This is a genomic window from Auraticoccus monumenti, from assembly GCF_900101785.1.
In the GTDB taxonomy this organism is placed as follows: Bacteria; Actinomycetota; Actinomycetes; order Propionibacteriales; family Propionibacteriaceae; genus Auraticoccus; species Auraticoccus monumenti.
In genome coordinates, this window is record NZ_LT629688.1 from 1,283,286 (window position 1) to 1,301,526 (window position 18,241).

Genomic DNA, 18,241 nt, shown 5'->3' on the forward strand with positions numbered 1-18,241 from the left:
CCCCCGCGGGCGCCGGCGGGCCTTGGACGTCCGGGTGAGGGGTCTGACCGACCGCCGTCCGCCCCGCGTGTGCAGTCCTGCTGCCAAGTCGCAGCAGAAGTGAACAGCGTGTGGGTGACCCGGCCGGCCGACCCGACGGACCCGCCCCGGCCAGGCCCACCCCGGGCCGACTCACGCCGGTCGGACGTGCGTCAGCGGAGGACGGAGCGGGTGACCAGGTAGCTGCGGTCGCGCCGGACCACCTCGGTGGGGCCGACGGCTGAGCGCAGCCGGGGCAGGTAGGGGAGGTGGGCGTTCCAGACCAGCCACGACGCACCTCCGGGCCGGAGCACGCGGGCGAGGTCGTCGATCATCTCCAGGGTGGGGGTGGAGTCCTTGGCGGCGCCGACGTGGAAGGGCGGGTTGCTGACCACCAGGTCGAGGCTGCCGTCCGCGACGTCCTCCAGACCGTCGGCCCAGGACACCTCCACGGCGACGCGGTCGGCCTCCGCGGCCAGCCGGGTCGAGGTGACCGCGGCGGCCGAGACGTCGACGGCCCTGGTGCGGAGGCCGCGACGGGCCAGCCAGACCGCGAGCACCCCCGAGCCGGAGCCGAGGTCCAGGGCGTCCCCGCCGTCAGCGACCGGGCCGGCGTCGAGGGCCTGCACCAGCAGCCGGGTGCCGGCGTCCAGACGTCCTCCGGCGAAGACGGCACCGCGGCTGCGCAGGGTCAGCGGAGCGCCGAGGGCCGGTTCGTCCAGCACGGTGGTCCGGGGCCAGTGGGGCGTCCCCGCGCGGGGGTCCGAGGCGTGCAGCACCCGGGACTTCTGCCGTCCGCGGCTGGCCGAGACGGTGCCGAAGGAGCGGGCGAGCGCCTCGTTCTGGGCCAGGGTCATGTGCTTGACCCGCCCGCCGAGCACCACGCGCACCCCCTCGGGGACCACCGCCGCCAGCCGCTCGGCGAGGTCCTCCACCGCCGCCACCGCGGGGGAGAGCCGTCCCAGCACCGCGACCACAGGCAGGGGGGTGCCGTCCTCGGGGTCGAGCAGCCGGGCGCCGGCGGCCTCGCAGACCCGGGCCTCGCGCAGGTCGTCGACCCAGGCCAGCGGACGTCCGCCGCCGGCCAGCACGCCGCGGGTCAGGGCGGCGTCCACGTCGTCGACCACCAGCACCTCGGCGCCCTCCCACCCGCCGGGGAGCACGTCGGTGGCCTCGTCGAGGACCAGCCGGGTCACCGGGTCGGGGTCGAGCGAGCCGTCGGGCGGCGGGGAGGAGGTCACGCACGCATTCTCCCCGACCGGTCACCCCGCCGGGTGCCGCAGAGGTCGGCCGCACCCCGGCAGCGCCTGCCCGGGACGGCCGACCCGCGGGGTTACGCTCCTCGCCACCGACGGCGGTCAGCGCCGTCGCGACGGGGGGTGCGGGTGCCGGGGACGGGGATCGTGCGGCGGTGGCGGAGCTGGTCGACGACGACGCGACGCGTGCTGCTGCTGTGCCTGGGGCTGCTCGCCGTGGACGGGGCCCTGCTCGCCGCCCACTGGGGCCACCGGCTGCACCGGGCCTTCGACCTCTTCCCCGTGCTCGCCCACCCGCGCTGGGACGCCGACCTCGACCGCTCCTTCGCCGAGGGCTTCGGCTACCTCAAGCTGCTGGTGGCCGCGGTGGTGCTGCTGGTGGTGGTGACCCGGGTCCGGGTGGCGCGCTCCTTCCTGGTCGCGGTGGCGGCGACCCTGCTGGTGATGGTGCTCGACGACGCGCTGCAGCTGCACGAGGCCTTCGGCCGGTGGTTCGCCGCCCGGACCGACGTCGCGGTGCCCGGTCTGAGGGGGCAGGACGTGGGTGAGCTGGTGGCCTGGGCGCTGATGGGTCTCCCGCTGGGCGCGGCCCTGGTGGTGGGCTACCTGCGCGGACGTCCGGAGCGCCGGCTGGCGCACCTGCTGCTGCTCTGCCTGGCGCTGCTGCTGGTGTTCGGCCTCGGGGTCGACCTCGTGCACATCGCGGTCCGCGACCACGTGCACCCCTACGTCGTCTACGTGCTGACCTGGCTGGAGGCCGCCGGGGAGCTGCTCGGCATGTCCGCGGTGCTGGCCGTGGTGGTGCACCGGCTGCTGCGTCAGCCGCCTCCGGTGCGGGCCGCCCAGGTCGGGTCCTGACGCTGCAGACGCCGCGGTCGCGGCATGACGGCGGGGACCTCGCGGTCGGGGCCGAGGCGGCGAGACACCTCCCCGATCGGGTTGCTCGTCGGTAGCGTCAGGGGGTCGCCGGAGGGGCGGCACGGGTGAGGAGGACGCATGGAGCACGGCACGGGTCAGCGGATCGGACGGGTCGCGGGGGCCTGGTTCCCGGTCGTCGTCCTGGTGGCCGGGGCCATTGCGGTCGCGGTGCCGGGGCCGTTCCTCGTCCTCGGCCCGCTGGTCACCTGGTTGCTCGCGCTGATCATGCTCGGCATGGGCATGACCCTGCAGGCCTCCGACTTCACCGTGGTCGTCCGCCGTCCCTGGGCGCTGGTGATCGGGGTGGTGGCCCAGTACGTGATCATGCCGCTGGCCGGTCTGGGTCTGGCGCTGCTCGCCCAGCTGCCGCCGGCCCTGGTGGTCGGGGTGGTGCTGGTGGGTTCGGCCCCCGGCGGCACCGCGTCCAACGTGATGGTCTACCTGGCCAAGGGCGACACGGCGCTCTCGGTGGCCATGACCACCGTCTCCACCCTGCTGGCGCCGCTGCTGACCCCGCTGCTGGTGCTGCTGCTCGCGGGCAGCTTCCTGCCGGTGAACACCGCCGGGCTGTTCGTCTCCATCGTGCAGATCGTGATCGCCCCGATCGTGGTCGGGCTGCTGCTGCGCCGGCTGGCCCCGGGGTTCGTCCACCGGGTGCTGGACTGGATGCCGCTGGTCTCGGTCGTCGGCATCACCCTGGTGGTGCTGGCGGTGGTCGCCGGCAGCGCCGCCGCCATCCTCACCACCGGTCTGCTGGTGGCCCTGGTGGTGGTGCTGCACAACGGGCTGGGGCTCGGGCTCGGCTACCTGGCCGCGCGGCTGGTCGGCATGGACGAGGCGACGCGTCGTGCGGTGAGCATCGAGGTCGGGATGCAGAACTCCGGTCTGGCCGCCGGGCTGGCCCGGGTGCACTTCACCCCCGAGTCCGCCCTCCCGGCAGCGCTGTTCTCGGTCTGGCACAACATCTCCGGCTCGCTGCTGGCCTCCTTCTGGTCCCGGCGCCCGGCCGCGCCGGTCGCCGAGCGGGAGCCGACGCGCGTCTGAGCCCGGGCGGGGCGTGCCAGCCGTGCCCATTCCGCTGGAGGACGTCGAGGCGGTCGGGACCGGCCCCACCCGGCCGATCGGGATCGGGATGCACCGCGTCGCGTTCACGGTCGACGACCTCGACGCTGCCCTCGAGGTCGCCGCACGGCACGGCTGCCACCCGCGGGGCGGGGTGGGGACCTACGCCGACGTCGACCGGCTCACGTGGCTCCGTGGGCCCAGCGGCCTCATCGTGACGCTGGCCGAGGAGCTGCGCGACGGCTGATCCGTGGCCCGCACGTCCCCTACGCTCACGCCGTGTTCGAACTCGATGCGCGCGCCCTCAGCGAGCGTGGTCGGGCGAGTACGTGGAACGAGGACGCAGTGGTGCTCGAGCCGCCGGTGTTCGCGGTGGCCGACGGCATGGGCGACGACGGCGACGGGGCCGGCGCGAGCGCGGTGGTGGTCGACCACCTGCAGCGGCTGGCCCGGCTGCCCGTGATCGGCCCGGACGAGGTCGTGCAGGCCCTGCGCAGCGCGCACGAGGACGTCCTGGCCCTGCAGCAGCGGATCGGGCGTCCGGCGGCCAGCACCGTCGCGGGCGCCGTCGGGCTGGTGCTCGAGGGCCAGTCCTACTGGATGATCTTCAACGTCGGCGACTCCCGGGTCTACCGGGTGACCGGCGTCGAGCAACGGCGGATGCAGCAGGTGAGCGTGGACCACACCCACGCCCAGGAGCTGGTCGACGCGGGCCGGATCAGCCGGCTCGAGTCCCTGGTCCACCCGGACCGGACGGTGCTGACCCGCGCGGTCGGCATGCGCCAGGGCGAGTTCGACCCCGACTTCTGGCTGCTGCCGATGGTGCTGGGGGAGCGGCTGGTGGTCTGCAGCGACGGCCTCGTGCGCGACGGCGCCGAGGTCGAGGCCGCCCTGGTGGCCAAGAGCCGCCGCCCGGCCCGCCAGACCGCCGACGAGCTCGTCGACGCCGCCCTGCGCGTCGGGGGCGGTGACGACGTCAGCGTGGTCGTGGTTGATGTTCTCGCCGAACCCGTCGAGGATCAGACCACCATCCCGGACCCCCAGCTACGAAGGTGAGCATGAGCAGCACGCAGATCGGTCACTGGCGCGCCACCTACACCCCCGGGCGGTGGGTCGTGCTGGCCGGTCCCACCTCGCTGGTGGTGCTGCCGCCTGCCCGTCCGCAGCACGCCGCGCTGGTCAACGCCCTCTGGGACGACGTGATGGGCTCGGTCGACATCAGCGACCTGGCCGAGCGGCTGGTGCGGTTCCGGATCGACCAGGTGCCGCACCTGGGCGTCTTCTTCTTCGACGAGACCGGCATGCACTCGCTGGTCCGCGGCTCGGTCCGGGTGGTGGACCTGCGCACCGGCGACGTCGTGGCCGACGGTGACGGGGTGCAGACCTGGAGCGAGGTCGGGCTCGGCCACCTGCGCCAGGTGCGGGTGGACGTGGAGCCGGTGGACCAGGACACGGTGCTGCAGCTGCCGCTGGTGGTCGGGGCCGTGCAGGCGTCGGCGATCGTGCTGGACGCCACCTCCCCGGTCTCCTCCAGCCAGTCCTTCGTGGTGGCCTCGACGGCCGGCGTCTCGGCGCCGCAGGAGGTCCCGGCGCCGGCGGCTCCGACCGGTGCGGGCGGCACGGGTGCTGGTGCGGCTGCGGGTGCCGCCCCGGTGTCCGCGGGTGGTGCGGCGGCTGCCGCTGCCGCGGCCGGGGTGGCGCCGGGAGCTGGCGCGGTGGGCTCCCAGGTGGTCGGCTCGGTGACCTCCGGGGTGGTCGGCTCGGCCGCCGCGTCCGCCCTGCCGAACGGGCACGAGACCTCGGTCTCCGAGGCCGACGCGTCGACCGCCGCGGTGACCGAGGTGCGTGAGGAGCTCGACGAGCGGCTGGACGACTCCGAGGGGGACAGCGACCGCGACGAGCCGGGTGAGGGCCAGGGCGCCGACCAGCGAGGTGCGCCCGATGGGGGTGCTGGCCAGCAGGCTGAGAGCGCGGTCGAGCAGGGCGGCGGCGACCAGGCCGTCGGGGAGCAGGAGGGCGGTCAGGACGACGCCGGGCAGCCGGACGGCTCCGAGCCGGCCGGGGCGGGCCAGCAGGGCGCGCAGGACCCCGCCGACGACGAGGAGTCGGCGGAGCAGGACGGGGAGGACGCGGTCGAGCCCGCCCGGGCCGACCTGTCCGGGTCGTCCACCGCAGACCCTGTCGTTGCCGTCGAGGTGGCCCGGCGGTACGAGCCGACGTCGCCGGACGGGGCCGTCGGAGGGCACCAGCCCGACGAGGACGAGGCCGTCGGAGGGCACCAGCGCGGCGAGGAGGAGGCGGGTGAGCAGGAGTCGCCGACCGGGGACCGCCAGGGCGACGACGCGGCGGACGGCGACGCGGCCCAGGCCGACGACGCGGCCGACGGCCCGGCGCCCCAGGACGCGGCCACCCCCGACCACGGACCCGGCTCGCACGACGACGGAGCGCCAGAGCACGACGACGCACCCGACCACGACGACCAGCGGTCGGCCCGCGGTCCCGGCGACGAGACGACGCCGGGTCGCGCCGACGACCAGCAGAGGACGCCCGACGACCAGCAGACGGCTTCCGGCCGCTCCGACGACCAGCAGACGGCTCCGGGGCGCGCGGGCGACCACGAAGGCACCTCCGGCGGGACGACGACCGGCGGCGAGCCGACCCGCCAGCAGGGACCCTGGGGAGGCGGTCCGGGGAGCGCCTCCGAGCCGGCCGAGCAGGTGGCCCCGCTGGAGGGCATCAGCACCACCGGCCCGGTCACGGCCGCCCCGGGCCCCACGCCGGACAGGGTCTCTCCGCAGGCGCTGGGCGACCCCTCCGACGTGGTCGGATCGCCCGAGGCGACCGCCCAGGCACTGGCCGCCGATGACGACGAGGAGGACCTGCTCGACTCCCACACCGAGCTGATGCCCGACGCCTGGAACAACCGCCGGACGGGGATCCCGGCCACCGGTCACGGGGACGACCCGCGCACCGCCGGCCCGCAGCGTCCCCAGGGTCCGCAGGGACCGGGGCAGCCCCCGCAGTGGCAGCAGCAGCCGGCCGCTGGCCCGGGAGGGCCGCAGCGTCCCGGACCCTACGGCGGCGGTCCCGGCGGTCCCGGCGGTCCCGGCGGTCCCGGCGGTCCCGGCGGTCCCGGCGGACCGGCCCTGGCGCCGCCAGGCGGGACCGGTCCCGGTTTCGCCGCGGCTCCCGGTCTGCCCCCGGGTACCCCGCCCCCCGGGTACGGTCCCGGCCCGGGTCAGCCCACCGGTCCCGGACGTCCGCAGCCCGGCCAGCCCTGGACCGGCCAGCCCGGTCCCGGCGGGCCCTCCGGCCCTCCCGGGCAGGGCCCGGGCGGGTGGCCCGGCCCCTACGGAGGTCAGCCGGGTCAGGGCGACTCCCACGGCGGTCAGCCCGGTCAGGGCGGCCGGCCTGGTCAGCCCGGTCCCTACGGGGGTCAGCCGGGTCCGTATCCTGGTCAGCCCGGGTCCCCGGGTGGTCAGCCCGGCCAGCAGGGCGCTCAGCCCGGTCAGCCCATTCCCCACGGAGGTCAGCCGGGGTCCTACGGCCAGCCCGGCCAGCCGGGTCCCTACGACGGTCAGCCCGGTCCGACGGGACAGCCCGGTCTCTACGGCGGCCCCACCGGTCAGCCCGGGCCTTACGGCGGCCCGACCGCCCAGCCCGGGCCGTACGGTGCCCAGCCGGGTCAGCCGGGTCAGCCGGGTCAGCCCGGCCCCTACGGGTCCCACGACGGGCAGGGCCGGCCGGGCCCTTACGGACCCTTCGGAGGGCAGGGTCAGCCGGAGGGACGTCCCGGCCAGTCCGGCGACCCCGGTGAGCCCGCTCGACCCGGTCAGCCCTGGGCGCCGCGCAGCGACGAGGGCCCGGCCGGCGGCGGTGTCTCCGGCACCGCGGCGTCCGCGTCGGACGCCGACGAGGCCGAGCAGGGTGCGAGCACCGACGTGCCCGTCGAGGGCGGTCTGATCCGCGGTGTGCCCGGGTTCGGCGAGGCGGCCCGTCCGCAGCGCTCGATCGAGCCGGCCGCGCCGGAGTCCGCCGCCGACCACGACGGGGCGACGATCTTCCAGACCGGGATCGCGCGTCGCAACAAGCCGGCGGCGCAGGGCAGCACGCAGGGTGAGGCGCTGGTGCTGGCCACCATGTGCGCCCTGCAGCACCCGAACCCGCCGGAGGCGGAGCGTTGCCGGCGTTGCGGTGGTGCGGTGCAGAGCCAGAACCCGCGGCTGGTGCCGCGACCGGTGCTGGCGGTGCTCCGGCCGTCCTCCGGGGCGCCGCTCGAGGTCGACCGCACCGTCCTGGTCGGACGCTCCCCGGCGGCCACCCGGGTGGCGCGGGAGCACCTGCCCCGGCTGCTCACGGTCCCCAGCCCCAGCCACGACATCTCCCGTACCCACGTGCAGGTGACGCCGGAGGGCTGGAGCCTGGTGGTGACCGACCTGCACTCCACCAACGGCACCACGCTGATCCGTCCGGGTGAGGACCCCGAGCGCGAGCGGCTGACCCCGGGGGAGCCCGTCACGATGGAGCCGGGCTGGGTGCTCGACCTCGGCGACGGCGTCACGATCACGATCGAACGGCTGCCTTGAGCCGACGCCCACCCGCACCACCACCCGCCCTCCCGGGGTTCCGCCCGCTGCAGCACCTCGGGTCGGGCGGGTTCGCCGACGTGTACCTGTACGAGCAGGACCTGCCACGACGGCGGGTGGCGGTGAAGGTGCTGGTCGAGACGGTGGTGGACGACGACCTGCGCGGCCGCTTCGTCTCCGAGGCCAACGCGATGGCCCAGCTGTCGGCCCACCCCAGCATCGTCACCATCTACCAGGCCGGCGTCGCCCCGGACGGCCGGCTCTACCTGGTGATGGAGTACTGCTCGCGGCCCAACCTGGCGGTGCGGCTCAGACGTGAGCCGATCCCGGTCAGCGAGGCGCTGCAGATCGGGGTGAGGCTGGCCAGCGCGGTCGAGACCGCCCACCAGGCCGGCATCCTGCACCGCGACATCAAGCCGGCCAACGTGCTGGTGACCGACTACGGCTGGCCGGCGCTGACCGACTTCGGCATCGCCGCGCAGGTCGACACCGGCGACCAGGCCGCCGGGCTGTCGGTGCTGTGGGCGGCACCGGAGCTCTTCGACGCCGAGCCGCGCAGCGACCGGCGCACCGACGTCTACGCCCTGGCCGCCTCGGTCTACGCCCTGCTGGCCGGCCGCTCGCCGTTCGAGGTGCCCGGGGACAACTCCGCGGCGGCGGTGGTGTCGCGGATCGAGCGCGCGCCGGTGCCCTCCACCGGGCGGATGGACTCCGTCCCCCAGCTGGAGCAGCTGCTGGCCCGCGCCATGCACAAGCGCTCCGAGGCCCGGCCCCGCTCGGCGCTGGAGCTGGCCCAGGGGCTGCAGGGGATCGAGCGCCAGCTGGGCTTCGCCCCCACCTCGATCGACGTCCGCGACAGCCTGGTGGCCGAGGCCTCCGGCGCCGAGGCGGAGGAGACCCGGGTCCGAGGGGTGGTGACCATCGACGAGGACCCGTCGAGCTCGCGTCCGGTGGTGCCCGGGACGACCGGGTGGTCCGGCGGTTCCGCGCCCGTCGCACCGGTGACGCCGGCGCCGCCGCGGAGCCCGCTGGGGCTGGTGCTGGGTCTGGTCGCCGCGGTCGCGGTGATCGGCGTCGTGGTCGGGGTGCTGGTCTTCGGTCCCGAGCGGGCGCCCGAGTCAGGACCCAGTGCGTCCGTGGCCGCGCCCACCGAGGTCCTGCCGCCCGCCGCCCCCACCCCGCCCGAGGACGTCGACTGCCGACTGGACGGCGAGGAGCTGGTGTGCGACTGGACCCCGGTGCAGGACGAGGGCGCCCGGTACCGCTGGGGCTTCCAGGAGCGTCCCGCCGAGACCACCACCCTCGAGGAGCCCGGGTTCACCGCGGCCGTCCCCGAGGGCGTCAGCCCCTGCGTCAGCGTGGAGACCCTGCTGTCGGGGCGCACCAGCGCTCCGGTGGTGCGCTGCGCCTCCTGAGGGTTGACGCGGTCGGCACCACGGGGACCTGTCCCGCACCTGCCCGGCGGCGACCACGGAGGGTCGAGCGGGTCGCCACGGATCAGTCGGCGTGCCCGCTGCCGGCACTCAGCAGAAGTCCGGGCGGACCTCGGCGATGTCCTCGAGCTCGCGCTCGAGCCGGGCGTGCAGCGCCCACGCCGTCGTCAGGAAGGTCTCGTCGTCGCCCGGGGCCGGATCCGGGGAACGGTCTTCCCAGGTCTCCTGCCAGGTCGCCAGGTCCCGTTCCAGGCCGGGGGTCAGCGGGAGGGCCCCGCGCTCGATCGTGTAGTGGTCGGTGAAGGTCTCCCACAGCGGGAGCGTGCGCCCGTGGTCGAAGAACATGCGGATGAGGCGGCGGCCGTCCGGCAGCAGCGGGGCCTCGCCCCGGCGCGTCCTCGCCGCGAGGTACCTGTCCTGCATCTCGCGTCGTGCCCGCCAGCCTGACGGCCTGCTGGGACGGGTGCGGTAGTCCGTGCCGGAGAGCCACACGAGGCCGCCCGGCTCGCCCGCGCTCGTCTGCACCACGACGGCCAGCGCCCACAGCCGCGCCTCCTCGTCGGAGCGCCACGCACACTGCTCCAGGACCGTGGTCAGCGAGGTGCGGGAGTAGTCGAACGTCGAGAGACGTGAGTCGGCTCCCTCGAAGACGCAGATGCGGAAGGTCCGCTCGTCGCTCTGCCAGGGGACGTCGCTCGGTGCTCTCACCACGTCAGGATGCCGCAGGCCCTGCGCCGCGCGGCAGCGGCGACCCACTCTCCGGCTCGGCCCCGCCGACGGGCTGGGTCACCTCCGGCAGTCACTGCGGCGTCCCGCGCACGGATCTGTCCACAGGAGCAGGGTGGAGCCGTGGGGCGCACGTCCTGCTCGTATGAGCAGACGGCTGCTCCGTGCCGTGCCGGCTCCCCGCGGCAGCCGGCTCCTCCGACGCGGCCGGGGTCAGTCGCCCAGCGTCGACTCCCGGGCCACCAGCCGGGTCGGCATCGTCAGCAGGCCGGGCTGCGGGTCCCCGTCGATGGCCCGGATCAGCAGCTGGGCGGCGCGACGCCCGAGCTCGGTCAGCTCCAGGTCGACGGTGGTCAGCGGCGGCCGGCTGGCCTCGGCCATCACCGACCAGTTGTCGAAGCCGGTCACGGCCACGTCCCCCGGCACCGACCGGCCGAGCTCGCGGAGCCGGTCGCACACCCCGCGGGCGATCTGGTCGCTGCCGCACACCACGGCGTCCAGGTCCGGCACCCTCCGCAGCGCCTGGTCGAGCGCCTGACGTCCCCAGCGCTCGCTCCACTCCCCGAACAGCGGCTCGGTGGCCAGTGCGTCCCCGGCGGCGCGGACCGTCCCGGCGGCCCGCTCCTGGGCGCTGAGGTGGCGGTCGGGACCGGTCAGGTGAACCAGCCGGCGGCGGCCCAGACCGAGCAGGTGCTCCACGGCCTGGACGGCGCCCGCCTGGTCGTCGACCACGACCGAGGTGTCACCGGGGTCGGTGGAGCGGTTGAACGCGTAGACCACCGGGACGTCGGCGCGCACCGGCGGCCTCGGCTCGCTGCGGCGACCGGTGACGATCAGGCCGTCCACCCGGCGGGCCGACAGCGTGGTCAGGTAGTGCCGCTCGCGCAGCGGGTCGTCGCGGGTGTCGCAGAGCAGCAGCATCAGCTCACCGGCGCTGAGGGCGTCCTCGGCCCCGGTCATCACCGGGATGCTGAACCGGCCCGAGCTGTCGGTGGTCACCAGCCCGACGGTGTAGCTGCGTCCCGAGGACAGCGACCGGGCCCGCGCGTCGGGGGTGAACCCCAGCTGCTGGGCGGCCTCGCGCACCCGCTGCCGGGTCTCCTCGCGCAGGGAGCCCGTCCCGTTCAGCGCCTTCGACGCCGTCCCCGGAGACACCCCGGCCAGCGCGGCCACGTCGGTGATCCGGGTGACGCGGCCCTGGGCTGGCGAAGCGATGCTGACCTCCTGGCGCGTATTTCCTGGTTTTCCGGGTGAGCGGCAGGATAGGTGCTGCGTCCTGCCTGGGACAACCGTACCCATCCCGGCAGCGCAGCGGGCGAAGGGGTTGACGGCAGCCGGTACCCGTTCTACGGTGACGAAGGAAATCGTGTTCCTCTTTTCCGAAGGATGATCCATGAGCACTGTCGCTCTCCCCACCGGCCGCGGCCTGAGCGCCGCCCGACCCACGTCCGCCGCCGGGGGGCACACCCCGCTCGGGCTGGACCGGGCGCGGATCACCGGAGGCTTCTGGGCCGCCCGCCAGGACGCCGTCGCCGGCGGCATCCGCTGGGGTCACGAGCAGCTGGAGCGGGCCGGTAACCTGCAGAACCTGCGGATCGCCGCAGGTCAGGCCGAGGGTGAGCCGGTCGGGCCCGTGTTCGCCGACTCCGACGTCTACAAGTGGCTGGAGGCGGTCGCCTGGGAGCAGGCCCGCCGGCCGGCCGAGGACCTGCTGACCCTGCAGCGCGAGGTCACCGCCCTGGTCGCCGCCGCCCAGCACGAGGACGGCTACCTCAACTCCGTCGCCCCCGCCCGGGGCGAGCGCTACTCCAACCTGCCCTGGAGCCACGAGCACTACTGCGCCGGCCACCTCATCCAGGCCGCCGTGGCCCAGGTCCGCTGCACCGGTGACCGGGGGCTGCTCGACGTCGCCGTCCGGCTGGCCGACCACCTGGTCGCCACCTTCGGCCGCGACCTCCAGCACGACGTCGACGGCCACCCCGTGGTCGAGATGGCGCTGGTCGAGCTGTACCGCGAGACCGGCACCCAGGACTACCTCGACCTGGCCCGCTACTTCACCGACTCCCGCGGCCACGGGCTGATGGCCTCCTACGGCAAGGAGCCGGCCTACTTCTCCGACCGGGTGCCGGTGCGCGAGGCCACCACCGTCGAGGGGCACGCGGTCCGCGCCGTCTACCTGACCGCCGGGGCCACCGACCTTGCCACCGAGACCGGCGACCGGGAGCTGCTCGCCCTGCTGGAACGGCAGTTCGACGCCATGTGGGCGACCAAGACCTACCTCACCGGCGGGCTCGGCTCCCGCTGGGAGGGCGAGGCCTTCGGCGAGCCCTACGAGCTCGGCCCGGACCGGGCCTACGCCGAGACCTGCGCGGCCATCGGCGGCATCCAGTGGGCCTGGCGGCTGCTGCTGGCCACCGGCTCGGCGCACTACGCCGACGCGATCGAGCGGATGCTCTTCAACGGGTTCCTGGCCGGGGTCTCCCTCGCCGGCACCGAGTACTTCTACGTCAACCCCCTCCAGCTGCGCGGTGGCGCCACGGCCGATGAGAACCGCAGCCCGGCCCACGGGCGTCGCGGCTGGTTCGACTGCGCCTGCTGCCCGCCCAACGTGATGCGCACGATGGCGGGGCTGGCCGACCTGCTGGCCACCAGCACCTCCGACGGGCTCTGGGTGCACCAGTACGCCAGCGCCACCCTGGAGTCCGGGGCGCTGGCGGTGGAGGTCGTCACCAACTACCCCTGGGACCCCGAGATCCGGCTCAGCGTGACCCGCGCGGACGGCCCCAGCGCGCTGCGGCTCCGGGTGCCGGCCTGGGCGTCGGGAGCGAGCGTGACGGTGGCGGGGGAGTCCCGACCGGCCGAGCCGGGCAGCTACCTGACCCTCGAACGGGCGTGGCAGCCCGGGGACGAGGTCGTCCTCACCCTGCCGCTCGACGTCCGCACCGTCACCGCCCACCCCCGCGCCGACGCCGTCCGCGGCTGCGTCGCCCTCGAACGAGGACCGCTGGTCTACGCCTTCGAGCACTGCGACCAGGGCGCGGACGTCCGTCTCGACGACGTCGCGCTGGTGCCCGGGTCCGCCGCCCGCGGCGAGCACCACCCCGAGCTGCTGGAGGGCGTCACCCTCGTCACCGCCCGCGGCCGACACCTGGACGTCCCGGAGGAGTACCGGTCCTGGCCCTGGCCGACCGCCGGCGGTCCCCCGGAGGTGGGCGAGGAGGTCGACCTGGTGGCCATCCCGTACTACGCCTGGGCCAACCGCGAGATCGACGCCATGCGGGTCTGGGTGCCGGCGCTCGGCGACCGGCCATGACGTCGCTGTCCCGACGCCGCCTGCTGGCCCTGGCCGGCGGTGTCGGTCTCGGCGGGCTCGGGCTGAGCGGCTGCAGCTCGGTGCTGCCCGCCCCGGACACCGCGGCTCCCGGGTTCGGCGAGGGGGCCACCGGCACCGTCCGCGTCTGGTGCCGGGCCGCGACCCAGGAGGGGCTGACCTCGCTGGTCGAGGCGTTCAACGCCAGCCAGGACCGGCTCACCGTCGAGCTCACCCCGGTGCTGGACGCCCAGTACGTCACCAAGCTGGCCACCGCGATCCGCGGTCGCGAGGTGCCGGACCTGGTCGACATCGACGACATCAACTCGATGCTGTTCATCTACCGCGACGCCTTCACCGACCTGACCGACCTGGTCGCGGCGCTGCCCTACGCCGACGAGCTGAGCCCCGGCCACCTCGGTCTGGCCACCCGGGAGGGTCGCGTCTACGGCGCTCCGTACCTGGCCGACAACTCCCTGCTCTGGTTCAACCTCGACCTGTGCGAGGCCGCCGGGGTCGACCCCGACGTGGCGGTGCAGGGTTTCGACCAGCTGCTCGACGCCGCCCGGGCGCTCCGCGGGCTGGGCCCCGACACCTACGCCTGGAGCTTTCCCGGCAACAGCCCCGGCGCCCTCGGGTTCGTGGTGCAGCCCATGGTCTGGGCGGCCGAGACCGACTTCATCACCGGTGAGGTGGGAGTCCAGCGCGGTGCCATCGAGGGCAACGAGGCGGTCCGCGCCATGCTCGAGCTGCACCGCACGATGTGGACCGAGGACCTGGTCGCCCCGACCAGCTTCGCCGACGACGCCAGCCGGTGGGGGAGCGACTTCCGGGGCGGGCGGATCGGGATCTTCCCGACCAACTACTCCGTCGCCGTGTCCAGCGCCGAGGGCGACTTCGCCGAGCGGATCACCTCGCGGCTGCTGCCCGGACCCGACGGTGGTGGGGCCTTCTTCGACGGCGGGGACAACATGTGCATCCCGCGCGGGGCCCGCAACGCCTCCGGGGCCTGGGAGTTCGTCCGGTTCGCCCTCGACCTGCCCCAGCAGTTCGCCCTGCCCGCCGGTGGCTACACCCCGGTCCGCGCCGACGTCGCCGACGAGCGGTTCCGCGAGACCTACCCCCACGCCAGCGTGCCGCTGGACGACATCGAGGCCGGCTACGCGCCGACCACGCTGGCCTACAACCTGATCTACAACCAACCCGACGGCCCGTGGCTCAAGATGTTCCGCCGCGCCGTCTTCGACGGGGACCTCGACGGCGCGATCGCCGAGGGCCAGGAAGGCTGGGACGCCATCTTGAGTCAGGCACAGGCATGAGCAGCAGCGCCACGACGTCCGCGGTCTCCACCGCGGTCGCCCCGGTGGCCGCCGACGGCGGCACCCGCCGACACCACTCGCTGGTCCACCCGCCGCGCACCGGCCTGGCCCTGGTGGCCCCGGCGGTGATCTTGGTGGTCGTCTTCGCCCTCGTCCCGCTGGCCTTCGCGCTGGTGATCAGCTTCACCAGCTGGCCGCTGATCGGCACCGTCGAGTGGGCGGGGCTGGACAACTACGTCCGGCTGCTCAGCGACGAGGGTTTCGGCCGGGCCATCCTCTACACCCTGCTCTACACCGCGATCGTGACCGGTCCCATCCTGCTGCTGGGCTACGCCATGGCCGTCCTGGTCCGGGCGCGGCGCCGCGGCGTCGCGCTGCTGCGGACGGTCCTCTTCCTGCCCTACGTGGTGGGTCTGACCACCCTCAGCTTCATGGTGGTGCTGGAGGCGCAGCCCGGGAGCGGGGCGCTCAACCTGGTGCTGGCCGCGCTCGGCATCACCGACGGCCAGACCGCCTGGCTGGTCGACGGCACCCTCGGCACCGCCCTGATCTGCGTGCTGGTGATCTGGGCCGTCCCGGGGCTGACCATGATGCTGCTGATGGCGGGGATGCAGTCCATCCCGTCGGAGGTCTACGAGTCGGCCTCGCTGGACGGTGCCGGCTGGTGGGCCAAGGAGCTGCTGATCACCCTGCCGCAGCTGCGGCGCTCCATCGCCATGTGCCTGATCATCTCGGTGATCGGCTCCTTCCTGGCCTTCACCCAGTTCTACGTGCTCACCAAGGGCGGTCCGGGCACCGAGACCACCACGGTCGTCCAGTACATCTACAACCGCGGGTTCATCCAGCTGCAGCTGGGGTCCGCGACCGCGCTGTCCATCGTGCTGGTGGTCGTGGTGGGTCTGGTCACCGCCCTCCAGTTCCGCCTGCTCCGGGAGAAGGACTGACATGGCGACCCTGACCGCCACCGCGAACGACCGCGGCGAGACCAACCTCAAGCGCACCCTGTACCTGGTGGGCGGCGTCCTCGCCGTGGTCGTCTTCCTCACCCCGTTGCTGTTCTCCCTGCTCCGCTCGCTGCAGGCCAACGCCGTGATCATCGGCGAGGAGGGCGGCTTCCTGGACCTGACCACGGAGAACTTCGCCGGCCTGGCCGGGGAGGGGCAGCTGGTGCGGGCGGTGGCCAACAGCCTGGTGGTCTCGGTCTCCACCGCCGTGCTCACCGCGGTGCTGTCCACGCTGGCCGGGTACGGCTTCGCGCGGTTCCGCTTCCGGGGCGTGCTGCTCCTCTTCGGGCTGGTGGTGGTGACGATGATGGTGCCGTTCCAGGCGATCCTCACCCCGCTGTACCTGCAGATGAACGCGATGCGGTTGACCGACAGCCTGCTCGGTCTGGTGCTCTTCTACACCACCGTGAACCTGCCGTTCGGGGTGTTCGTGATGCGCAACGCCTTCTCCTCGGTGCCGCGCGACCTCGAGGACTCCGCCCACGTCGACGGCACCGGCACCCTGCGGCTGATCACCTCGGTGCTGCGCCCGCTGATCCTGCCGGGGGCGGCGACGGTGGCGCTGTACGCCTTCCTGGCCTCCTGGACCGAGTTCCTGGGTGCGCTCACCTTCCTCACCCAGCAGCAGCTCTACACGCTGCCGGTGGCGCTGGTGAACCTGCAGAGCGGGGCCTACGGGGAGGTCAACTTCGGCTTCCTGGTGGCCGGTGCGGTGGTCGCGATGATCCCCTGCGTCATCCTCTACATCGCCCTGCAGCGCTTCTACGTCTCCGGGCTGGCCTCGGGGGCGGTCAAGGGCTGACGCGTCGGCCGGCGGCGTGCCCGGGGGCACCCCGGGGAGCGCCGCCCGGACCGTCGACGTAGGTTCACCAGGTGAGCGGTCAGGTCCACGTCGTCTTCCCCAACCAGCTGTTCGAGGCCCACCTGGAGGCGCCCCCGGACACCCGCTTCGTGCTGGTGGAGGACGACCTGTTCTTCCGGCTGTACCGGTTCCACACCCAGAAGCTGGTGCTGCACCGGGCGAGCATGCGGCGCTTCGCCGACCGGCTGCGCGGGGCCGGGTTCGAGGTCAGCGTGGTGGAGACCAGTGCCGACACCCCCAGCACCGAGCGGCTCGCGGACGTCCTGCGCGGGCTGGCGCCGGACCGGATCACCGTCCACGAGGTGGTCGACGACTGGTGCGAGCAGCGGCTGGCGGAGGTGTGCGAGGCGGTGGGTTGCCCGCTCGACCCCGACGACGTCCTCGACACCCCGGCCTTCCTCACCACCAACGCCCAGCTGCAGGAGCAGCTCGGGGGGCGCGGCGGACGGGGCGCCCGGCCGCGGATGCAGCACTTCTACCGCTGGCAGCGGCAGCGGCTGGACATCCTGGTCGACGGCGAGCAGCCGGTGGGCGGTCAGTGGTCCTTCGACCAGGACAACCGCAAGAAGCTGCCCAAGGACGTGGTGCCGCCCGAGCTGGGCTGGCCGCAGCGGCACCCGGCGGTCGACGAGGCCGTCGAGTGGGTCGGGCAGGAGTTCCCCGACAACCCCGGTGAGGCCGACGGGTTCGCCTGGCCGACCAGCCACGCCGAGGCCGGGGCCTGGCTCGAGCAGTTCCTGCAGGAGCGGCTGGCCACCTTCGGGCCCTACGAGGACGCCGTCAGCCGCGCCCACCCGTTCCTGTTCCACGGGGTGCTGTCCTCCTCCCTCAACACCGGTCTGCTCGACCCCGCCGACGTCGTCCAGCGCGCCCTGGCCGCCGCCGAGGAGCAGCAGGTCCCGCTGGCCTCGATCGAGGGGTTCGTCCGCCAGGTGATCGGGTGGCGGGAGTACATGCGCGGGGCCTACGTGCTCTGGGGACGCCGGATGCGCCACCGCAACGCCCTCGGCCACACCCGCACGCTCGGCCCGCAGTGGTGGACCGGCGAGACCGGGCTGGACCCGGTCGACCTCGTGGTGGGCCGGGTGAACGAGCGGGCCTGGGCCCACCACATCGAGCGCCTGATGGTCGCCGGCAACGCCATGTGCCTGCTGCGGGTCCACCCGGAGGCGGTCTACGAGTGGTTCATGGAGCTGTTCATCGACGCCTACGACTGGGTGATGGTGCCCAACGTCTACGCGATGAGCCAGTTCGCGGCGGGGGACGCGATCACCACCAAGCCCTACGTCTCGGGCAGCAACTACCTGCGCAAGATGTCCGACGTGCCCAAGGGGGACTGGACCGAGGTCTGGGACGCCCTCTACTGGCACTTCGTCGCCGACCACGCCGACGTGTTCGCCGCCAACCCGCGCTCGCAGATGATCGCCCGCCACCTCGAGGGCCACGACGAGGAGACCCGGGCCCGGCACCGCCGGATCGCCACCCAGGCCATCGAGGAGCTCACCCGCCCGGGATGACCGGCCGCTCACCGGATCCGGACCTGCAGGTCCAGGAGAGCAGCAGGTGCTGCGACCCGTCCGTCGGGCGAGCAGAGCCGGACCCCCAGCAAACGCCCCTCCAGATACGTCGAGTGGTGTCCGCTGAGGGACTGGTTGTGCACGTCGGGTCCCAGATCCGCTGTCCCACGCACCAGTGCCCCCTGAGCAGAGCACCCAGGCGCGTCGGCTCGCCGCGAAGCAGAACCGGA

General features: G+C 74.2%; 14 protein-coding genes. 11 read left to right on the forward strand and 3 right to left on the reverse strand.

The window, feature by feature from the left end; translation table 11 throughout:
- Positions 1–191 precede the first annotated feature (191 nt).
- A complete protein-coding gene (locus tag BLT52_RS05920) occupies positions 192–1,259 on the reverse strand; it encodes a class I SAM-dependent methyltransferase (RefSeq protein ID WP_090591527.1) in 1,068 nt (355 codons plus the stop codon).
- A gap of 201 nt (positions 1,260–1,460) precedes the next feature.
- Here BLT52_RS05920 and BLT52_RS05925 point away from each other — a divergent pair, with 201 nt between their 5' ends.
- The 6 genes from BLT52_RS05925 (at position 1,461) to BLT52_RS21035 (ending at position 9,255) form a co-directional block, all read left to right on the forward strand.
- Positions 1,461–2,132, forward strand: a complete 672-nt coding sequence (locus tag BLT52_RS05925) for a hypothetical protein (RefSeq protein ID WP_090591528.1) — start codon at positions 1,461–1,463, stop codon at positions 2,130–2,132.
- Positions 2,133–2,270: 138 nt separating this feature from the next.
- Positions 2,271–3,236, forward strand: coding sequence for a bile acid:sodium symporter family protein (locus tag BLT52_RS05930; protein ID WP_090591531.1), 966 nt, complete (start codon positions 2,271–2,273; stop codon positions 3,234–3,236).
- A gap of 22 nt (positions 3,237–3,258) precedes the next feature.
- On the forward strand, positions 3,259–3,501 hold the full coding sequence (locus tag BLT52_RS05935) for a VOC family protein (RefSeq protein WP_197679212.1): 243 nt from the start codon (positions 3,259–3,261) through the stop codon (positions 3,499–3,501).
- A 32-nt stretch (positions 3,502–3,533) separates the two neighbouring features.
- On the forward strand, positions 3,534–4,310 hold the full coding sequence (locus BLT52_RS05940; protein ID WP_157676997.1) for a PP2C family protein-serine/threonine phosphatase: 777 nt from the start codon (positions 3,534–3,536) through the stop codon (positions 4,308–4,310).
- Between the two features lie 2 nt (positions 4,311–4,312).
- Positions 4,313–7,840 (forward strand): FHA domain-containing protein, encoded by a 3,528-nt coding sequence (locus BLT52_RS21665; protein WP_090591533.1) that lies wholly within the window; start codon positions 4,313–4,315, stop codon positions 7,838–7,840.
- Positions 7,837–9,255 (forward strand): serine/threonine-protein kinase, encoded by a 1,419-nt coding sequence (locus BLT52_RS21035; RefSeq protein ID WP_172803997.1) that lies wholly within the window; start codon positions 7,837–7,839, stop codon positions 9,253–9,255. Before BLT52_RS21665 ends, BLT52_RS21035 begins: the two co-directional genes overlap by 4 nt.
- A gap of 108 nt (positions 9,256–9,363) precedes the next feature.
- Here BLT52_RS21035 and BLT52_RS05955 read toward each other — a convergent pair whose 3' ends face one another.
- The gene (locus BLT52_RS05955) at positions 9,364–9,981 is read right to left on the reverse strand and encodes a hypothetical protein (RefSeq protein WP_090591538.1); all 618 of its coding nucleotides are present in this window, start codon (positions 9,979–9,981) and stop codon (positions 9,364–9,366) included.
- Between the two features lie 231 nt (positions 9,982–10,212).
- Positions 10,213–11,172, reverse strand: coding sequence for a LacI family DNA-binding transcriptional regulator (locus BLT52_RS05960; RefSeq protein WP_231946524.1), 960 nt, complete (start codon positions 11,170–11,172; stop codon positions 10,213–10,215).
- 220 nt (positions 11,173–11,392) lie between these two features.
- Here BLT52_RS05960 and BLT52_RS05965 point away from each other — a divergent pair, with 220 nt between their 5' ends.
- The 5 genes from BLT52_RS05965 to BLT52_RS05985 all read left to right on the forward strand — a co-directional run bounded on the left by BLT52_RS05965 (position 11,393) and on the right by BLT52_RS05985 (position 18,011).
- Positions 11,393–13,312 (forward strand): glycoside hydrolase family 127 protein, encoded by a 1,920-nt coding sequence (locus tag BLT52_RS05965; protein WP_090591542.1) that lies wholly within the window; start codon positions 11,393–11,395, stop codon positions 13,310–13,312.
- Positions 13,309–14,628: an extracellular solute-binding protein gene (locus BLT52_RS05970; RefSeq protein ID WP_090591544.1), complete on the forward strand. Its 1,320-nt coding sequence runs from the start codon at positions 13,309–13,311 to the stop codon at positions 14,626–14,628. The genes BLT52_RS05965 and BLT52_RS05970 overlap by 4 nt, the downstream gene beginning before the upstream one ends.
- On the forward strand, positions 14,625–15,572 hold the full coding sequence (locus BLT52_RS05975) for a carbohydrate ABC transporter permease (protein ID WP_090591546.1): 948 nt from the start codon (positions 14,625–14,627) through the stop codon (positions 15,570–15,572). The genes BLT52_RS05970 and BLT52_RS05975 overlap by 4 nt, the downstream gene beginning before the upstream one ends.
- Before the next feature lies 1 nt (position 15,573).
- Positions 15,574–16,434, forward strand: coding sequence for a carbohydrate ABC transporter permease (locus BLT52_RS05980; RefSeq protein ID WP_090591548.1), 861 nt, complete (start codon positions 15,574–15,576; stop codon positions 16,432–16,434).
- A 71-nt stretch (positions 16,435–16,505) separates the two neighbouring features.
- Complete coding sequence (locus tag BLT52_RS05985) at positions 16,506–18,011, forward strand: cryptochrome/photolyase family protein (protein ID WP_090591550.1); 1,506 nt, start codon at positions 16,506–16,508, stop codon at positions 18,009–18,011.
- Positions 18,012–18,241: the final 230 nt, after the last annotated feature.